The 18,465-nt window shown below is 64.8% G+C and carries 13 protein-coding genes; 10 read left to right on the top strand and 3 right to left on the bottom strand.

Features of this window, described 5'->3' with window-relative positions; translation table 11 throughout:
- Nucleotides 1-116 precede the first annotated feature (116 nt).
- The 7 genes from WIN67_RS14365 to WIN67_RS14335 all read left to right on the top strand — a co-directional run bounded on the left by WIN67_RS14365 (nucleotide 117) and on the right by WIN67_RS14335 (nucleotide 9,264).
- A complete protein-coding gene (locus WIN67_RS14365; protein WP_296410705.1) occupies nucleotides 117-1,946 on the top strand; it encodes an extracellular solute-binding protein in 1,830 nt (609 codons plus the stop codon).
- Nucleotides 1,943-3,793, top strand: a complete 1,851-nt coding sequence (locus tag WIN67_RS14360) for an extracellular solute-binding protein (RefSeq protein ID WP_110651555.1) — start codon at nucleotides 1,943-1,945, stop codon at nucleotides 3,791-3,793. Before WIN67_RS14365 ends, WIN67_RS14360 begins: the two co-directional genes overlap by 4 nt.
- Nucleotide 3,794: 1 nt before the next feature.
- On the top strand, nucleotides 3,795-4,868 hold the full coding sequence (locus WIN67_RS14355) for a microcin C ABC transporter permease YejB (protein ID WP_016964272.1): 1,074 nt from the start codon (nucleotides 3,795-3,797) through the stop codon (nucleotides 4,866-4,868).
- Nucleotide 4,869: 1 nt separating this feature from the next.
- Complete coding sequence (locus tag WIN67_RS14350) at nucleotides 4,870-5,889, top strand: ABC transporter permease (protein ID WP_110651554.1); 1,020 nt, start codon at nucleotides 4,870-4,872, stop codon at nucleotides 5,887-5,889.
- Nucleotide 5,890: 1 nt separating this feature from the next.
- Complete coding sequence (locus WIN67_RS14345; protein ID WP_265074776.1) at nucleotides 5,891-7,501, top strand: ABC transporter ATP-binding protein; 1,611 nt, start codon at nucleotides 5,891-5,893, stop codon at nucleotides 7,499-7,501.
- 22 nt (nucleotides 7,502-7,523) lie between these two features.
- The gene (fabI, locus tag WIN67_RS14340; RefSeq protein ID WP_102879631.1) at nucleotides 7,524-8,318 is read left to right on the top strand and encodes an enoyl-ACP reductase FabI; all 795 of its coding nucleotides are present in this window, start codon (nucleotides 7,524-7,526) and stop codon (nucleotides 8,316-8,318) included.
- Between the two features lie 70 nt (nucleotides 8,319-8,388).
- Nucleotides 8,389-9,264 carry a hypothetical protein gene (locus tag WIN67_RS14335; RefSeq protein WP_339071537.1) on the top strand — a complete coding sequence of 292 codons (876 nt, stop codon included), beginning with the start codon at nucleotides 8,389-8,391 and terminating at the stop codon, nucleotides 9,262-9,264.
- 63 nt (nucleotides 9,265-9,327) lie between these two features.
- Here WIN67_RS14335 and WIN67_RS14330 read toward each other — a convergent pair whose 3' ends face one another.
- From WIN67_RS14330 to WIN67_RS14320, 3 genes are all read right to left on the bottom strand, one after another.
- Nucleotides 9,328-10,296 (bottom strand): sensor domain-containing diguanylate cyclase, encoded by a 969-nt coding sequence (locus WIN67_RS14330; protein WP_339071536.1) that lies wholly within the window; start codon nucleotides 10,294-10,296, stop codon nucleotides 9,328-9,330.
- 94 nt (nucleotides 10,297-10,390) lie between these two features.
- Entirely contained in the window at nucleotides 10,391-11,563 is a 1,173-nt protein-coding gene (locus tag WIN67_RS14325; RefSeq protein WP_339071535.1) for an NnrS family protein, read from the bottom strand.
- A gap of 355 nt (nucleotides 11,564-11,918) precedes the next feature.
- Nucleotides 11,919-14,006, bottom strand: coding sequence for an EAL domain-containing protein (locus WIN67_RS14320; protein ID WP_110595559.1), 2,088 nt, complete (start codon nucleotides 14,004-14,006; stop codon nucleotides 11,919-11,921).
- A gap of 322 nt (nucleotides 14,007-14,328) precedes the next feature.
- On the opposite strand from WIN67_RS14320, the gene WIN67_RS14315 reads away from it, so the two are divergent.
- The 3 genes from WIN67_RS14315 (at nucleotide 14,329) to WIN67_RS14305 (ending at nucleotide 18,428) form a co-directional block, all read left to right on the top strand.
- Nucleotides 14,329-14,862 carry a sigma-70 family RNA polymerase sigma factor gene (locus WIN67_RS14315; RefSeq protein WP_102879636.1) on the top strand — a complete coding sequence of 178 codons (534 nt, stop codon included), beginning with the start codon at nucleotides 14,329-14,331 and terminating at the stop codon, nucleotides 14,860-14,862.
- 6 nt (nucleotides 14,863-14,868) lie between these two features.
- On the top strand, nucleotides 14,869-15,846 hold the full coding sequence (locus WIN67_RS14310) for a FecR domain-containing protein (RefSeq protein WP_123391065.1): 978 nt from the start codon (nucleotides 14,869-14,871) through the stop codon (nucleotides 15,844-15,846).
- A gap of 101 nt (nucleotides 15,847-15,947) precedes the next feature.
- Nucleotides 15,948-18,428 carry a TonB-dependent siderophore receptor gene (locus tag WIN67_RS14305; protein WP_339071533.1) on the top strand — a complete coding sequence of 827 codons (2,481 nt, stop codon included), beginning with the start codon at nucleotides 15,948-15,950 and terminating at the stop codon, nucleotides 18,426-18,428.
- The last annotated feature ends 37 nt before the right edge of the window (nucleotides 18,429-18,465 follow it).

The raw sequence follows: 18,465 nt of genomic DNA, 5'->3' as shown, positions 1-18,465 counted from the left end.
GGGAGCCAGCCCCCTCGCTACACAAGCCGCAGAAAAAGCGCGCTTTTTCCTGCTGATACAAGCTGTTACTGTACGGAGCACAAAGCCCAAGCCGCCTGGATCGGATCTCTGACTCGATGCGTCCCCTCCTTCTGTTCTTCATCAGTCTGGCCTTGAGCTTTCCCGCAAGCGCGACGATCACCGAAAGTCATGGTTACGCGCAGTTTGGCACGCTCAAGTACCCGGCCAAATTCACCCACTTCGACTGGGTCAATCCCGTGGCGCCCAAAGGCGGCACCTTGCGGGTCATGGCCTTTGGCACCTTCGACACCCTCAATCCCTATACCTTCAAGGGCATCAGCCCGGTCGCCACGCCGAACTTCCTGCAATACGGCGTCAACGAGCTCAATGAGCCGTTGATGGTGGGCACCGGCCTCTATGCGCCCTCCGGCGATGAACCCACTTCCAGCTACGGCCTGATCGCCCGCTCCGTGGAATACAGCGAGGATCGCAGTTGGGTGGTGTTCAACCTGCGCCCCGAGGCACGCTTTCACGACGGCAAGCCGATCACCGCCTATGACGTGGCGTTTTCCTACCGCCTGCTGCTCAAGGAAGGCCACCCGCAGTACCGCACCAACCTGCAGGAGGTGCAGCGGGTGGATATCCTCGGCCCGCAGCGCATCCGCTTCGTCTTCAAGCGCGCCGGCAACCCGCTGCTGATCCTGCGTCTGGGGGAGTTGCCAGTCCTGCCCCAGCACTACTGGAAAGACCGCGACTTCAAGGCCACCACCTTCACCCCGCCCCTGGGCAGCGGCCCCTATCGCATCACCCAGGTCCAGCCCGGACGCCAACTGGTGTTCGAACGGGTCAAGGACTACTGGGGCAAGGACTTGCCGGTCAAGCGCGGCTTCAACAACTTCGACCGGGTCGAGGTGGAGTTCTACCGCGACAGCGACGTCGCCTTCGAAGCCTTCAAGGCCGGCGAGTTTGACATCTACATCGAGCACCAGGCCAAGAACTGGGCCAACGGCTACAACTTCCCGGCGCTCAATCGCGGCGAGGTGATCAAGGCCCAGGTGGCGCACCAGATCCCCACCCAGACCCAGGGCCTGTTCATGAACACCCGGCGCAGTCTCTTCGCCGACGTGCGGGTGCGTGAGGCCCTGGGCCTGATGTTCGACTTCCAATGGACCAACCGCACCCTGTTCAGCGGCGCCTACCAGCGCGCCCTGAGCTACTACCCCAACAGTGAATTCTCCGCCACGGGCCTGCCGGTGGGGCACGAATGGCTGCTGCTCTCGCCCTACCGCGAGCAACTGCCCCCCAATCTCTTCACCCAGGCCTTCAGCCTGCCCCGCACCGAGGGCCGCGGTATCCCCCGCGATACCCTGCGCCGCGCCCTGGGGCTGTTGGCCGAAGCCGGCTGGAAGCTCAATGGCCAGCGCCTGCAGAACAGCGCCGGGCAGCCGCTGCGCTTCGAGCTGATGCTGGTCAATCCCAACCTGGAGCGCATTCTCCAGCCTTATGTGGAGAACCTGGCCAGCATCGGCATCGACGCGCGCCTGCGTACCGTGGACCGGGCGCAATACAAGCAGCGCCTGGACCAGTTCGACTACGACATGATCCTCATGACCCTCAACCAGACCCTGAGCCCGGGCCTGGAGCAATGGCAGTACTTCCACTCCAGCCAGGTCTCGGTCAAGGGCAGCAAGAACTATGCAGGCATCAACAACCCCATAGTCGATCACCTGCTGGAGCAACTGCTGGCCGCCCAGAGCCGCGACGAGCAACTGGCCGCCGGCCGCGCCCTGGACCGGGTGCTGCTGTGGCAGCACTACATGATTCCCAACTGGTACCTCAACTATCACCGACTGGCCTACCGTAACCGGTTCGCCTTGGTCACCACGCCGCCCTACAACCTGGGCTTGAACGCCTGGTGGCTGAAGTCCCTGGAGAGTCCCCAATGATGCCTCTGCGTGCCCTGCTCCTGCGCACCAGCGGCCTGTTGTTCGGCGTCATCGCCTGCTGTGCCCAGGCTGCGCCGCAACATGCCCTGACCCTGTACAACGAAGCGCCGAAATACCCGGCGAACTTCCAGCACTTCGACTTCGTCAACCCTGATGCGCCCAAGGGTGGCACCTTCCGCATGGCCGGTTTCGGCAGCTTCGACAGCCTCAATCCATTCATCAGCAAAGGCGTGCCCGAGCAGAACATCGGCCTGATCTACGACACCCTGATGGCCCAGAGCCTGGACGAGCCCTTCACCGAGTACGGGCTGGTGGCGGGCAAGATCGAGAAAGCCCCGGACAACAGCTGGGTGCGTTTCTACCTGCGCCCGGAAGCGCGTTTCAATGACGGCCAGCCGATTCGTGCCGAGGACGTGGTGTTCAGCTTCCAGACCCTGATGAGCGCCGGCTCGCCGCTGTACCGCGGCTACTACGCCGACGTCGACCAGGTGATCGCCGAAGACCCGCTGCGGGTGCTGTTCAAGTTCAAGCACAGCAACAACCGCGAACTGCCGCTGATCCTCGGCCAACTGACGGTCCTGCCCAAGCACTGGTGGGAAAGCCGCGACTTTGCCAAGAGCAACCTGGAAGTGCCCCTGGGCAGCGGCCCCTACCGGGTGACCGCGGTCAAGGCCGGACGCTCGATCCGCTACGAGCGGGTCAAGGACTACTGGGGCCGCGACCTGCCGGTCAACCGCGGCTTCTACAACTTCGACGTGATCACCAGCGATTACTACCGCGACAACACCGTGGCCCTGGAAGCCCTCAAGGCCGGGCAGTTCGACTACTGGCTGGAGATGAGCGCGAAGAACTGGGCCAACGCCTACAACACCCCGGCCGTGGCCCAGGGCCGCTTGATCAAGGAACAGATAGCCAACGGCAACCCCACCGGCATGCAGGGTTTTGTCTTCAACACCCGCCGGCCGCTGTTCCAGGACGTGCGGGTACGCCACGCCCTGAGCCTGCTGCTGGATTTTGAATGGAGCAACAAGCAGCTGTTCAACGGCGCCTACACCCGCACCCGCAGTTACTTCGAGAACTCGGAGATGGCCGCCACCGGCCTGCCGGGCCCGGAGGAGCTGGCGATTCTCGAACCGCTGCGGGGCAAGATCCCGCCCCAGGTGTTCGACCAGGCCTTCTCGCCTTCGGTGTGCGACGGCAGCGGCATGATCCGCGCCCAGCAGCGCCAGGCCTACCAACTGCTGCAGGAAGCCGGCTGGCGCATCGTCGACGACAAGATGGTGGACGCCCAAGGCAAACCGGTGGTGATCGAGTTCCTCCTGGCCCAGACCGAGTTCGAGCGGGTGCTGCTGCCGTTCAAGCGCAACCTGGCCGACCTGGGCATCGACCTGGTGATCCGCCGGGTCGACGTGTCCCAGTACATCACCCGGGTGCGCTCGCGGGACTTCGACATGATCGTCGGCAGCTTTCCCCAGTCCAACTCCCCAGGCAACGAGCAACGCGAGTTCTGGATGTCCTCCAGCGCCGACAAGCCCGGCAGCCGCAACTACATCGGCCTCAAGGACCCGGCCATCGACACCCTGGTGGAAAGCCTGATCAACGCCGATTCGCGCGCCAGCCTGGTGGCCCACGCCCGGGCCCTGGACCGGGTCCTGCAATGGGGCTACTACGTGATCCCCAACTGGCACATCAAGACCTGGCGCGTGGCCTACTGGGATCACATCGGCCACCCGCAAGTCGCGCCCAAGTACGACATCGGCATCAACACCTGGTGGATCAAACCCGATGCCAAGCCCGCCGTAGAACCGGCCCCGGACCAGGCGGCCACAGCCGACAGGGAGCAATGACATGCTGGCCTATATCGTTCGCCGACTGCTGCTGATCATCCCCACCCTGCTGGGCATCCTGCTGATCAACTTCGTGATCATCCAGGCCGCCCCCGGCGGGCCGGTGGAGCAGATGATCGCCAAGCTCGAAGGTTTCGACGGCGCCACCAGCCGCATCGCCGGCGGCGGCGCCGAAGTCTCGGTGGCCGGCTCCAGCTACCGTGGCGCCCAGGGCCTGGACCCGGCGCTGATCAAGGAAATCGAGCACATGTACGGCTTCGACAAGTCGGCGCCGGAACGCCTGTGGATCATGATCAAGAACTACGCCACCCTGGACTTCGGCAACAGCTTCTTCCGTGACGCCAAGGTGGTGGACCTGATCAAGGAAAAGATGCCGGTGTCCATCTCCCTCGGGTTGTGGAGCACCCTGATCATGTACCTGGTGTCGATCCCCCTGGGGATCGCCAAGGCCACCCGCCACGGTAGCCACTTCGATGTCTGGACCAGCTCGGCGATCATCGTCGGCTACGCGATCCCGGCCTTCCTGTTCGCCATCCTGCTGATCGTGGTGTTCGCCGGCGGCAGCTATTTCAACTGGTTCCCGTTACGCGGCCTGACCTCCAACGACTTCGACCAGCTGAGCTGGGGCCGCAAGATCCTCGATTACTTCTGGCACCTGGCGCTGCCGGTCACCGCCCTGGTGATCGGCCACTTCGCCACCATGACCCTGCTGACCAAGAACAGCTTCCTCGACGAGATCAACAAACAGTACGTGGTCACCGCCAAAGCCAAGGGCCTGACCCAACGCCGGGTGCTCTACGGCCACGTGTTCCGCAACGCCATGCTGCTGGTGATCGCCGGCTTCCCCTCGGCCTTCATCGGCATCTTCTTCACCGGCTCCCTGCTGGTGGAGGTGATTTTCTCCCTCGACGGCCTGGGCCTGATGAGCTTCGAGGCGGCGATCAACCGCGACTACCCGGTGGTGTTCGGCACCCTGTTCATCTTCACCCTGCTGGGGCTGGTGGTGAAGCTGATCGGCGACCTGACCTACACCCTGGTGGACCCACGCATCGACTTCGACAGCCGGGAGCATTGAGATGAACCTGTCCCCCCTCAATCGCCGGCGCTTCGAGCGCTTCAAGGCCAACAAACGCGGCTGGTGGTCGCTGTGGCTGTTTTTGGTGCTGTTCATCCTCAGCCTGGGCGCCGAGCTGATCGCCAACGACAAACCGCTGGTGGTGCACTACGAAGGCGGTTGGTACTTCCCGGCCCTCAAGCGCTACCCGGAAACCACCTTCGGCGGCGAATTCCCCCTGGAAGCCAACTACAAGAGCCCCTACATCCGCGAACTGCTGGCACAGAAGGACGCCTGGGTGCTGTGGGCGCCGATCCCCTACAGCTACCAGAGCATCAACTACGACCTGCGGGTGCCGGCCCCGGCGCCACCCTCGACGGACAACCTACTGGGCACCGACGACCAGGGCCGCGATGTGCTGGCCCGGGTGATCTACGGGTTTCGCATCTCGGTGCTGTTCGCCCTGACCCTGACCATCCTCAGCTCGATCATCGGGGTCATCGCCGGCGCCCTGCAGGGCTTCTACGGCGGCTGGGTGGACCTGGCCGGGCAACGCTTCCTGGAAATCTGGTCCGGGCTGCCGGTGCTCTACCTGCTGATCATCCTGGCCAGCTTCGTGCAGCCCAACTTCTGGTGGCTGCTGGGGATCATGCTGCTGTTTTCCTGGATGAGCCTGGTGGACGTGGTGCGCGCCGAGTTCCTGCGCGGGCGCAACCTGGAATACGTGCGCGCGGCCCGGGCCCTGGGCATGCAGAACGGCGCCATCATGTTCCGCCACATCCTGCCCAACGCCATGGTCTCCACCATGACCTTCATGCCCTTCATCCTCACCGGCGCCATCGGCACCCTCACCGCCCTGGACTTCCTCGGCTTCGGCCTGCCCCCCGGCGCGCCATCCCTGGGCGAGCTGGTGGCCCAGGGCAAGTCCAACCTGCAGGCGCCCTGGCTGGGCATCAGCGCCTTTGCCGTGCTGGCGCTCATGCTCAGCCTGCTGGTGTTTATCGGCGAATCCGCCCGCGATGCCTTCGACCCGAGGAAATGACATGACCCAGGACACTCTGATCGAAGTCCGCGACCTGGCGGTGGAATTCGTCGCCGGCGCCCAGTGCCAGCGCGTGGTGGAAGGCATCAGCTTCGACATCAAGCGCGGCGAAACCCTGGCCCTGGTGGGGGAAAGCGGCTCCGGCAAATCGGTGACCGCGCACTCGATCCTGCGCCTTCTGCCCTACCCCCTGGCCCAGCACCCATCCGGCAGCATCCAGTACGCCGGGCACGACCTGCTGACCCTGAACGAGAAGACCCTGCGCCACATTCGCGGCAACCGCATCGCCATGATCTTCCAGGAACCCATGACCTCGCTGAATCCGCTGCACAGCATCGAGAAGCAGATCAACGAAGTGCTGGGCATCCACAAGGGCCTGACCGGCAAGATCGCCAGCAAGCGCACCCTGGAACTGCTGGAACTGGTGGGCATTCCCGAGCCGCACAAGCGCCTCAAGGCCCTGCCCCACGAACTGTCCGGCGGCCAGCGGCAACGGGTGATGATCGCCATGGCCCTGGCCAACGAGCCGGAGCTGCTGATCGCCGACGAACCGACCACCGCCCTGGACGTCACCGTGCAGTTGAAGATCCTCGAGCTGCTCAAGGAACTGCAGGCGCGCCTGGGCATGGCCTTGCTGCTGATCAGCCACGACCTGAACCTGGTACGGCGCATTGCCCACCGGGTCTGCGTCATGCAAAAGGGCTGCATCGTCGAGCAGGCGTCCTGTGAGGAGCTGTTCCGCGCGCCGCAGCACCCCTACACCCGGGAATTGCTGGCCGCGGAGCCCAGCGGCACCCCGGCGAACAACCCGATCGGCCCGCCGTTGCTGGAAGTGGACAATCTCAAGGTCTGGTTCCCGATCAAGAAAGGCCTGCTACGCAGCACCGTGGATCACGTCAAGGCGGTGGACGGCATCCACTTCAGCCTGCCCCAGGGCCAGACCCTGGGCATCGTCGGCGAAAGCGGCTCGGGCAAGTCGACCCTGGGCCTGGCGATCCTGCGCCTGATCGCCAGCCAGGGCGGCATTCGATTCGAGGGCCAGCAGTTGGACGCCCTGTCCCAGCACCAGGTGCGGCCGCTGCGGCGGGAGATGCAGGTGGTGTTCCAGGACCCCTTTGGCAGCCTCAGCCCGCGCATGAGCGTGAGCCAGATCGTTGGCGAAGGCTTGCGCATTCACAAGATCGGCAGCGAACAGGAGCAGGAACAAGCGATCATCGAAGCGCTCAAGGAAGTTGGCCTGGACCCGGACACCCGGCACCGCTACCCCCATGAGTTTTCCGGTGGCCAGCGTCAGCGCATCGCCATCGCCCGGGCCCTGGTGCTCAAGCCGCGGCTGATCCTGCTGGACGAGCCGACCTCGGCCCTGGACCGCACCGTGCAGCGCCAGGTGGTGGAACTGCTGCGCAACCTGCAACGCAAGTACAACCTGACCTACTTGTTCATCAGCCACGACCTGGCGGTGGTCAAGGCCCTGAGCCACCAGTTGATGGTGATCAAGCACGGCCAGGTGGTGGAACAGGGTGACGCGCGCAGTATCTTTGCCGTCCCACAACATCCGTACACACGGCAATTGCTGGAAGCCGCCTTCCTGGCTCCGGCAAGCGCCGAATAACCTGCAACAGGAGTAGCTACTTATGGGTTTTCTCGCTGGGAAGCGTGTCCTGATCGTCGGTGTCGCCAGCAAACTGTCGATCGCCTCCGGCATTGCCGCCGCCATGCACCGTGAAGGCGCCGAGCTGGCCTTCACGTATCAGAACGAAAAACTCAAGGGCCGGGTCGAGGAGTTCGCCGCCGGCTGGGGCTCCAGCGCCGAGCTGTGCTTTCCCTGCGATGTGGCCAGCGACGAACAGATCGCCCAGGTCTTCACCGAACTGGGCAAGAAATGGGACGGCCTGGACTGCATCGTCCACTCCGTGGGCTTCGCCCCGGGCGATCAGCTCGAAGGCGACTTCACCGACGCCACCACCCGTGAAGGCTTTCGCATTGCTCACGACATCAGCGCCTACAGCTTCGTGGCCCTGGCCAAGGCCGGTCGCGAGCTGATGAAGGGCCGCAACGGCAGCCTGCTGACCCTGTCCTACCTGGGTGCCGAGCGCACCATGCCCAACTACAACGTGATGGGCATGGCCAAGGCCTCGCTGGAAGCCGGCGTGCGCTACCTGGCCGGCTCCCTGGGCCCGGAAGGCACCCGGGTCAACGCCGTCTCCGCCGGCCCGATCCGCACCCTGGCTGCCTCGGGGATCAAGAACTTCCGCAAGATGCTGGCGGCCAACGAAGCCCAGACCCCGCTGCGGCGCAACGTCACCATCGAGGAAGTCGGCAACGCTGGCGCTTTCCTCTGCTCGGACCTGGCCTCGGGCATCAGCGGCGAGATCATGTACGTGGACGGCGGTTTCAACACCACCGCCATGGGCAACCTCGACGAGTGATTGCTGGCTGCGGCGAGGGGGCTTGCGCACTCGCCACCCTGCCCCCTCCCGCTCATTGCAAAGGCCGAACATGAAGCTGTGCTATCTGTTGCTCGTACTTTTTCTAGCCGGCTGTGACCACACTCAAGATAAAGCCCCGAATAAAACCCGGAGCAGCGTCGCACGCCTGCACATCCCCTTGGGCACACCGGTTGCCGAGTTCCTGGAAAAGAGCCCGGTGAGCTTTACCGCCGACTGCCTGGATGCGGTCAACCTATGTTGGTATGAGGCGGATCGTCAGGGAGCACTCCTTGACCTGAGCCTGGCCCAGCCCGAGGGCACGCTTGAACTGGATCAGGTGGCCGGGCTGCTGATTGCCGTTGATGGCAATACCTCAAACACCATCCAGGCATTGAACATCGACCTTCGCGGGCTGCCGGACAACAGCACTCACGAGGCCAACAAGGCGCTTGTCTATCACCTTCTCAGGACGTTGAAGAACGCTGGATGGCAAAAATACTACTTCCCTTCCGACCCCCGAATAGCCGCTGGCGAGTTGCACAAGCTGGACTGGAAGGAAAGCCTCCTGGGTACCCAGCCACTCAGCCACCCGCTGTTCGATGCCAACCATGAGATGAGCCTTGAGCAGTGGCTGGGCAACAACAGGTTCTATGACTGGTATCTCTATCACGGCAACTACATTGCGCATGTCCGAGCCCTGCGCTACGACTCGAAAAGCGCCCCCCTGCAAAGCGCTGTCTACTTGATAAGCCTGAACCTGATGTCCCTGGACACGTTCTGGACCCGCGACTTTGCAGAGGCACAAAGAGCCCAATGGAGAGCCCTGTTCCCTGCGCATTTGAAAGAACGGCTGCAACGTCGCTCAGAAGTAGAAAGCCGAGCCAGGGCGGCCGGGGTCGACATCGAGGAAAGCTATAGCCCACCGCTGATGGAGCGCGGCCAATAGCGCCCTGCCACTGACGCCCTTCCCTGCCCCGCGTCACCGGGCAGGGCTTGGCGGCAGCAACCCTCAGCGAGCCCGCTTGCCAGCCTGCTTGTGCAGGTACATGGCCTTGTCGGCATCCGCCAGCAACGCCTCGATACCGGGGTGACGCTCGGGGTGGTAGTCGACCTGACCGACACTGAAGTGGATATCATAGCCACGCTTCAAGGTGGCATTGCGCTCGTCGAGGATCTCCCGCAGGCGCGCCATGATCGCCGAGGTCTCGACATGGTCGGCGGCGGTCAGCAGGGCGACGAACTCATCGCCGCCCAGGCGGCCGATCACGTCGCTGTCGCGAAAGGCGATGTGCAACACATCGGCGAAGGTCTTCAAGGCGCCGTCGCCTTCGGCATGGCCATAGGTGTCGTTGATCTGCTTGAAGTCGTTGAGGTCGAAGAACAGCAGGGTCGCGGTTCTGTTCAGCCGCTGGCAGGCCCCCAGGGCATGCCGCGCCAGGGCCTCGAAGCCGCGGCGATTGGACAGCAGGGTCAGCTCATCCATGCTGGCCATCTGCACCGCCACCAGCTCCTGCTCGGCCATATGCGCCAGGTCCCGCAGCAGGGCACGGTCTTCGTCGTTCATCTCGCGGGGCTTGATGTCGATCAGGCACAAGGTGCCGAGCCGGCTGCCATTGGCCATGGTCAGCGGGCAACCGGCATAGAAGCGGATGCACGGGGGCCCCACCACCAGCGGGTTGTCGTGAAAGCGCAGGTCCAGCACGGCGTCGCTGACGGTGAGAATCTGGTCGCTGAGGATGGTGTGGCCACAGAAGGAAATGTCCCGCGGGGTCTGGCGGGCATCCAGGCCCATGCTGGACTTGAACCATTGCCGGTCGCCATCCACCAGGCTGACCAGGGCAATCGGCACGTTGAACAGGCGCTTGGCCAGCCGGGTCACCCGGTCGAAGCGCTCCTGCGGCGAGGTGTCGAGGATGTTCAGCTCGCGCAGGGTCTGGAGTCTCAAGACCTCATTGCCGGGCTTGCGGGGATGCAACATCGCTGACTCCATTCGCGGTTAAGACACAGAGCGTAGTCCAAATCGCGACGGCGTCTCTCAGCGGCGCGTCCCCGAGCCCGTGGATCAAGCGCCATCAGAGCCGGGGGCTCAGCAGAATCCGCGCATATCCGCCAACGAACAGGGCAAACGCCAGCGCCCCCAGCACCGCCGAGCCCCCTAACCCCAAACTGCTGAACGGCACCAGCAGCACCCGACACACCGCCGCCAGGAACAGCAAGGCGAAAGCACCAGCCATGGCCCCGGTCACCTGCAGCGGCCGCCCGCTGTGGCCAAGACTGACCCGGGCGATCATTCCCAGCACCAGCCCGCCCAGGCCGCCCACCGCCAGGGCATGGGTCACCAGGCTCTGCGGCACGGCCCAGCCCAGGTGCCAGAGCGCCATGCCCAGGGTCGCCAGGGCCAGCCACAGGTACGCCAAGTACAGCGACCAGAGCAGCGGCACGCGCCACAGCCGCGGCTGGTGCCAGCGCCACAGCCGCCAGCCATGCAGGCCCGCCAGCACGGCAAACACCGGCGCCAGCCAGCCGTGCGGGGCCTCGCCGCCGCCCAGGGCCATGGACAGTGCCACCAGCAGGCTGCCCACCAGCAGCACCCGGGTCGGCCAGGGCGATGCCGGCGCCGCGGGCGGCAGTTGCAGGCCGCGCTGGATGAAGAAACCGATCACCCGTCCGCCGATCACCGTCATCAAGGTCGCCACCAGCCACAAGGCGCCCAGTTCGCCACGCCGCTGCCAGCTGTCCTGGTGCTCCAGCAGGCCCCACAGGGTCAGGCCCTGAAACAGCGCCAGCAACCCCAGCACCACAACCATGGGGTAATTCTCGCGCTTGCCGGCACACCACAGCTCGCGCCCGATGACGGCCACCAGCAGCGGTATGAAGGCCAACTGCACGCCGAGGAACAGCGGGACCGGCAGCGGCAGCCACCAGGCCAGGCGCCCCGCCAGCCAAACCAGCCACAGCAACAGCAGCGGGGTGCGGCTCAGGCCCGGGCGGCCGGTCCAGTTGGCCACCGCCGTGAGCAGGAATCCGGCAATGATCGCCACCGCGAAGCCAAAGAGCATTTCGTGACGGTGCCATGCCAGCATCCCGGCCACCGGTTGCAGGCCACTCAGGGCACCGTGCAGCCACAGCCCCCAGCCCAGCAGGGCCAGGCAGGCAAAGGCGGCTCCCGCCAGGAAAAACGGCCGGAAGCCCAGGCTCCACAATGGCTGTGCGGTCCATTGCCGCCAACGTTCAGGCAAAGACACAGGCCGCCCTCCCCGGAATCAGGACAGACAGTGGCCAATTGCAGTAGCGGATCATCGTGGGGCTCCTCGGCCAATCAGTGGTGATATGCCCCATCCCCATCACGATTCATGCCAGCGCCAGATCTGCCGCAAACCGCGGTCCTGCGCCTTGAACAGTCTTTTTGACAACGAGCAAAAAAGGTCATTAAGACGACAATAAAGTCAATATGACCGCAAACCCCAAGCTGCGTTTTGCCAGCTGCACTTGTTGCTGGGCGTCGAGAAACAGTGCCTGCGGATCGCTCCCCAGTGGCAGGGTCAAGCGTTGCCACGCCCGGATCGCCCGGCCTTCAGGTCGCCCCCTTGACGCCGCCGCTCAGTCTTCGCTGGCCGCCAGGGCACTGCGCGCCCGCTGGCTGACAAAACCGGGAATCTGCTCCCCGGGCAAGGACTTGCTGAAGTACCAGCCCTGGATGATCAACTCCGAACTGGACTGCAAGAAATCCAGCTGCTCACCGGTCTCCACCCCTTCGACCACCACCTGGAGCTTGAGGGTTTCGCAAAAACGCAGCAGACCGTTGAGCACCTGGGCACCCTTGGGCTCGCGCTGGGCCAGGACGAAGCTGCGGTCGATCTTGATCCCGTCCACCGGAAACTGATGCAGGTAGCTCAAGGCCGAGAAGCCGGTGCCGAAGTCGTCGATATAGACCCGCGCGCCCAGGGCATGCAGCTTACCGATCCATTGCTGGGTCAGCAGCGCATCCCCCACCAGGGCGTCCTCGGTGATCTCCACCGACACCTGGCCATGGGCCCGGGCCAGAATCTCCAGCAGGCGCCGGCCATGCTCCGCCGAGGCCAGGGTGGCGCTGGAGATATTGATGGTGATGGGCAACTCGAACCCGATCTTGCTCCAGGCCAGGTGCTGGCGCACCGCCTGGGACGCCACCCAGAAATCCACCTCGGGCATCAGCCCGGCCTGCCCCAGCCATTGCAGCAGCTCCCAGGGCGACTTGACCTGCCCCTGGGCATCCCGGGCACGGATCAGCGCCTCGCACCCCGTACACAGACCACTGCCCTTGGCCACCTGGGGCTGATACTCCAGGTGGAAGTCGTAGCCGCTCAACTGCTGGATCCGCGCCAGTTGCAAGGACTGCTGGGCCGCCTGTTTGTAGGCCGCCACCATCGGGTCCAGCTCCAACAGCCGGCCGCGCTCCTCAAGGCCATGGAAGGTGGCGTCGAAGGCCTTCAGGTACACCTGCTCGCTGCCTTCGCCCTGGCGCTGGATGCTGCGCACATAAGGCGTGTAGATCAACGTACCGACGCCCAGCAGCACCAGTTGCAGGAGCACCGCGCCCCAATCGCCCTGGGTGCTCAGGTAGGCATTGAGCAGCACCGGAGAGGTAAAGGGCACGCTGACCAGCGCCGGGCTCACCCAGCCCTGCTGCACCACCAGCAGTGCCAGGCAGGCATTGACCATGGGCACCAGCATGAACGGCACCAGCAAGCGCGGGTTGAGAATGATCGGCAGGCCGAACAGCAGCAGTTCGTTGACGTTGAACAGCGACAGCGCCAGGCTCGCCAGCGCCAGCAGGCGCATGGAACGGCTCTTGGAAAAACCGAGGATCGCCAGCACCAGGGCCAGGGAGCCGCCGGAGCCGCCAATAAAGGCGAAACAGCCCAGCAAGCCACTGTTGAGGGCATAGCGCAGGGGCTGCCCGGCAGCGTGATCGGCGGCATTGAGGGCCACCGCCTGATCCATCACCTCCATCAACGGCTGCATGGCGTAGGTGCCGTGAATGCCGAAGAACCACAGCAGGGAGTTGGTCGTGGTCAAAAGGATCGCGTTGAAGTAGGGATAGTCCAGGCTGTCGATGTCGATCGGGCCTTGCACGTAGGCAAAGTCGTGGACCTGCAACAGCGACTGCAGCACCGCCACCAGCGCCAGGGACGTCAGCACCCCAGGCAGCACCATATTGATGGTGCCCTTGAGGTTGTGCCCCACCAGCCCCTCGTCCACCAGCCGTGTCCAGCGTCGGCGATGCAGCCAGGCCATGACCGGGACATTGACCAGAGGCGAGGCAATGGCAATGAACAACACGAACGTCGCCGACGCCAGCGGATAGTCCCGCAGCAGGTAGATGGCGATCACCACATGGGACAGACAGAGAAAGGCCACCGGCAGTTGGGGCAAGCGGTACTGGATCGCCAGCATGTAGCCGATGGACGCCGCCACCAGTAAGGGGATGATCGAACTGATGCGCTTGTGCAGCCCGGCCAGCAAGTCCACCAGGGTACTGGGAGCCCCCAGGGCCTGGGCGCATTGGGCCAGTATCAGGAATACCGCCGAAACCAGCAGACAGGGCAACAGCCAGAGCAGCCCCTCACGTATCGAACGCAAGGACTCGGCGCCCGCCAGGAGCGCCAGGCGGTGGGTGAAAAACAGCTTGAACCTCGGTTGCCGCATCAACCTCTCCCCTCTGCCACTGCATGCCCGCCCCCCGCAGACGGCCCCGTCACAGCCTGGCAAGCGGGTTGCACAGCCCAGCCGTGACAATCGGATGCAAGCGACGATACCACTGAAGAAACCCCTGCCAGCAAGCATTGAATACAGGGGGCCTGAGTGTTTTATCGCCTCCCGGGCGCCAGACTTGATGTCTTTTTCCAAGGTTCGGGCCTGATCGGCAGCCGCACAACGGCGAATCGATATCATTTGCAGGGCATTCGGGCTTTTGCTTTAATCGCGATCAATTCCCATTTACAGCCCAGCCTGTCACCGGACCACGCCCTTGCCCTCGACGCCACCCGCCAGCCCCGCTGTGGTCCACCACCTCTATGACGCCCATCACCGCTGGCTCTACGAGTTGCTGCGGCGGCGCCTGAACCATGCCTGGGATGCCGCCGACCTGGCCCACGAGATCTTCGTCCGTGTGCTCAAGCGTCCACCCCAGCTCGATGGCGAGGTCCAGCAACGTTCCTATCTGGCCACCATTGCCCGAGGCCTGTGCATCGATCACTGGCGCCGCCGGCAACTGGAACAGGCGTGGCTCCAGGCCCTGGCGGCGCGGCCCCAGGCGGTGCAACCGTCCCCGGAGCAACGGGCGATCATCGTCGAGACCCTGCACGAAGTGGACGCCATGCTCGGCCGCCTGCCCCAGCGGGTACGCGAGGCCTTTATCCTGGCGCAACTGCACGGGCGCCCCTACAGAGAGATAGCCATCGAGCTGGGCGTCTGCGAGCGCATGGTGAAGAAGTACCTGGCCCAGGCCCTGGTGCATTGCGCACTGCTGGAGGCCGAACTCGATGGCCTGCTGGTGGAGTAGAACGCCATGAGCGAACACACCGGCAACCGGTTGAGCCACGCCAGCCTGCAACAGGCCGCCCATTGGTACGTGCAACTCCAGGACGAAGCCGTCAGCGACGAGCAGCGTCGTCACTGGCAGGCCTGGTTCGAGCAGACCCCGGAACACCGCCAGGCCTGGGGTTATGTGCAGCGGGTCAGCCAGCGCCTGCTGCCGTTGCAGGACGCCGCAGCCCAGCAAGCCGCCGGCCAGGCCTTGCGCGGTGACCGGCGCCCGGCGCTGGCGCGGCGCCAGGTGCTCGGCGGCCTGTTGTTGATCGGCCTGGGCTGGGGCACCTGGCGCGGTACAGCGCTGCCCCAGGCACTGGGCCGTTGGCGGGCGGACTTCGCCACCGGCACCGGGGAAGTGCGCGATGCCCGCCTCAGCGATGGCACTCACCTCTGGCTCAATGCCCTGAGTGCGCTGGATGTGCGCTACAGCGCCCTGGAGCGGCTGTTGCTGCTGCACCAGGGAGAAATCCTCATCGACACCGCCAAGGACCCGCAGCGCCCCTTCCTGGTGGACACCGAACACGGACGGCTGCAGGCCCTGGGCACTCGCTTCAGCGTGCGCCGGGACGGGCAACGCACCCTGCTCAATGTCTACGCCGGGGCCGTGCAAGTACGCAACGCCGAAGGGGGCCAGGTGCAGGTGGTCAACGCCGGCCAGCAACTGGCCTTCGACGCCCGCGCACTGGGCCCGCTGCTGGGCGCCAGCGCGGCCCGCGAGGCCTGGAGCCGCGGCCTGTTGCTGGCCGACAACCTGCCGCTGGAGCACCTGCTCGATGAGTTGGGACGCTATCGCCCGGGGCACCTGGGCTGTGACCCGGCCATTGGCCGCCTGCCGGTGATGGGGGCCTTTCCCCTGCACGACTCCGACCAGGCCCTGGCGCTGCTGGAGGCTGCCCTGCCGGTGCGCGTCAAGCGTCTGGCCTCCTGGTGGGTGACCCTTGAACCCCGGGCCTGAACACGCGGTGAGCTTTTTTTTCAGGTTGCGGTTCCCTTTTGTCTTTCTGGTTCGGTTAACCCGGTAACAGCTCTCACATTACCGATCCACAAGGGAACCTCATGCCAACCCCCAGCCGTCCCCGCCTGCGCCTGCCCCTGCGTCCCCTGACCCTGTGCAGCGCCCTTCTGTGCCTGCCCGCGCCCTGGGCCCAGGCCGCCGAAAACCCCACCAGCCAACAAGCGGACAGCCAGCGCCAGACCTACAACATCGGCCCCGGCCCGCTGGTCACCGTGCTCAATCGCTTCGCCGAACAGAGCACAGTCTTTGTCGCCGGCCACAATGACCTCGCCGCCGGCAAGCAGAGTCCCGGTCTGCGGGGCCGCTACAGCGTCGAGCAAGCCCTGCAACAGTTGCTGCAAGGCAGCGGCCTGCAAGCCCAGGCCGTCAGCGGCGGCTATGTGCTGCAAGCTCTCCCGGCCCACAGCGGCCCGCTGCAACTGGGCACCACCCAGGTCTCGGCCCAGGGCCTGGGCGCCGTCACCGAGGACAGCCACCTCTACACCACCGGCGCCAGCGCCTCGGCCACCGGCCTCAACCTGTCGCTGCGGGAAACCCCGCAATCGGTGACCGTGATCACCCGCCAGCAGATGGACGACCAGGGCACCAGCAGCATTGCCGACACCCTGCGCCGGGCCCCCGGGGTCAGCGTGCAGAACTACGACAGCGAGCGCTGGGAGTTCTCCAGCCGCGGCATGCCCATCACCAACTTCCAGTACGACGGCGTCAACACCACCTACGACGGGGTCTACGACTACGGCACCACCAGCACCGACATGGCGACCTTCGACCGGGTGGAGATCATCAAGGGCGCCACCGGCCTGATGACCGGCTCCGGCGACCCGTCGGCCACCGTCAACCTGATCCGCAAACGCCCGACCCGTGAGTTCAAGGCCTCGGTCACCGGCACCGTCGGCTCCTGGGACAACTACCGCAGTGAAGGCGATATCTCAGGCCCGCTGACCGAAAGCGGCAACCTGCGCGGGCGCTTTGTCGGGGTCTATCAGGACCGCAGCTCGTACCTGGATCACTACCAGAACACCAAGGACATCGCCTACGGCATTCTCGAAGCCGACCTGACCCCGGACACCTTGCTGACGGTGGGCCTGGACCAGCAGAACACCCGCTCCCGGGGCGCCACCTGGACCGGCTTCCCGATGTACTTCAGCGACGGCTCGCGCACCCGCTTCTCGCGCTCGTTCAACCCGGCCACCGACTGGAGCCGCCGCGACTTCAACAACCAGACCCTGTTCACTTCCCTGGAACAGCAACTGGCCCATGACTGGACCCTGAAGGTCAGCTACGACCGCCTGCGCCGCCAGCACGACACCCTGTTGGGCTCCGCCAGCGGCGGCAATCCGAACCCGACCACCGGCGACGGCATGTTCATGTACATGGGCAAGTTCAAGGGCGAGCAGATTCAGGACAACCTGGACATCAACCTGCATGGGCCCTTCAGCCTGTTCGGCCGCGAGCACGAGCTGATCGCCGGTTTCATGCTGATGAACGCCAAACAGGACATCCCGGTCCACGGCTCGGTGTACCCGCCAGTGGGCGGCAGCATTTACCAGTGGCGCGGCGAGTTCGCCAAGCCGGACATCCCGAAGATCGGCGACAACGACATCCTCCAGCGCCAGACCGGCGCCTACCTGGCCACCCGGCTCAAGCCCACCGACGACCTGGCGGTGATCCTCGGCACCCGGGTCAGCGACTTCAAGGGCATCGACAACACCCACTACATCGATCCAACCAGGGCCGACGTACGCCTGCGCTATCAGCAAACAGGTGTGGTCACCCCCTATGCCGGGCTGATCTATGACCTGAATGACACCTACTCGGTCTACACCAGCTACACCAACATCTACCAGCCGCAGATGAGCAAGGACGTCAGCGGCAAACTGCTCGACCCGGTGGAAGGCGACAGCTACGAGGCGGGGATCAAGGCCGAGTACCTGGACGGCCGGGTCAATGCCAGCTTCGCGGTGTTCCGCATCGAGCAGGACAACATCGCGCAACTGGTCAGCGGCTGGAGCACCGAGGGCATCTACAAGCCGATCGAGGGTTCCACCACCAAAGGCTTCGAGGTCGAGGTGGCCGGCGAGCTGCGCGAAGGCTGGAACCTGTCCGCCGGCTACAGCTACAACCACACCCGCGACGCCAACAACGACTATGTCTACGGCTCGGTCCTGCAAACCACCGCGCCACAACAGGTGGCCCGACTGTTCACCACGTATCGCCTGTCCGGGGCCTGGGAACGCCTGACGCTGGGGGGCGGGGTCAACTGGCAGAGCGATTTCTTCGGCAAGGTGTTCCAGCCCGATCCCAACGATCCGGTCAATGGCGGACACGATTCACGCATCACCCAGGACAGCTACTACCTGGTGGATGCCATGGCCCGCTACCAGTTCAACTCGCACCTGAGCTCGACCCTGAATGTGAAGAACCTGTTCGACAAGCAGTACTACACGGGCCTGGGCAACTTCGGCACCGGTTTCTACGGTGAACCCCGCAGCCTGCAACTGACCACCCGCTGGGACTTCTGAGGCCGCGCCCGGCAGCCGATCTGCGGTGCACCGCCCC

Source organism: Pseudomonas idahonensis (assembly GCF_037903935.1).
GTDB lineage: Bacteria > Pseudomonadota > Gammaproteobacteria > Pseudomonadales > Pseudomonadaceae > Aquipseudomonas > Aquipseudomonas danubii.
This window is presented reverse-complemented; position numbering and strand designations above follow the sequence as displayed.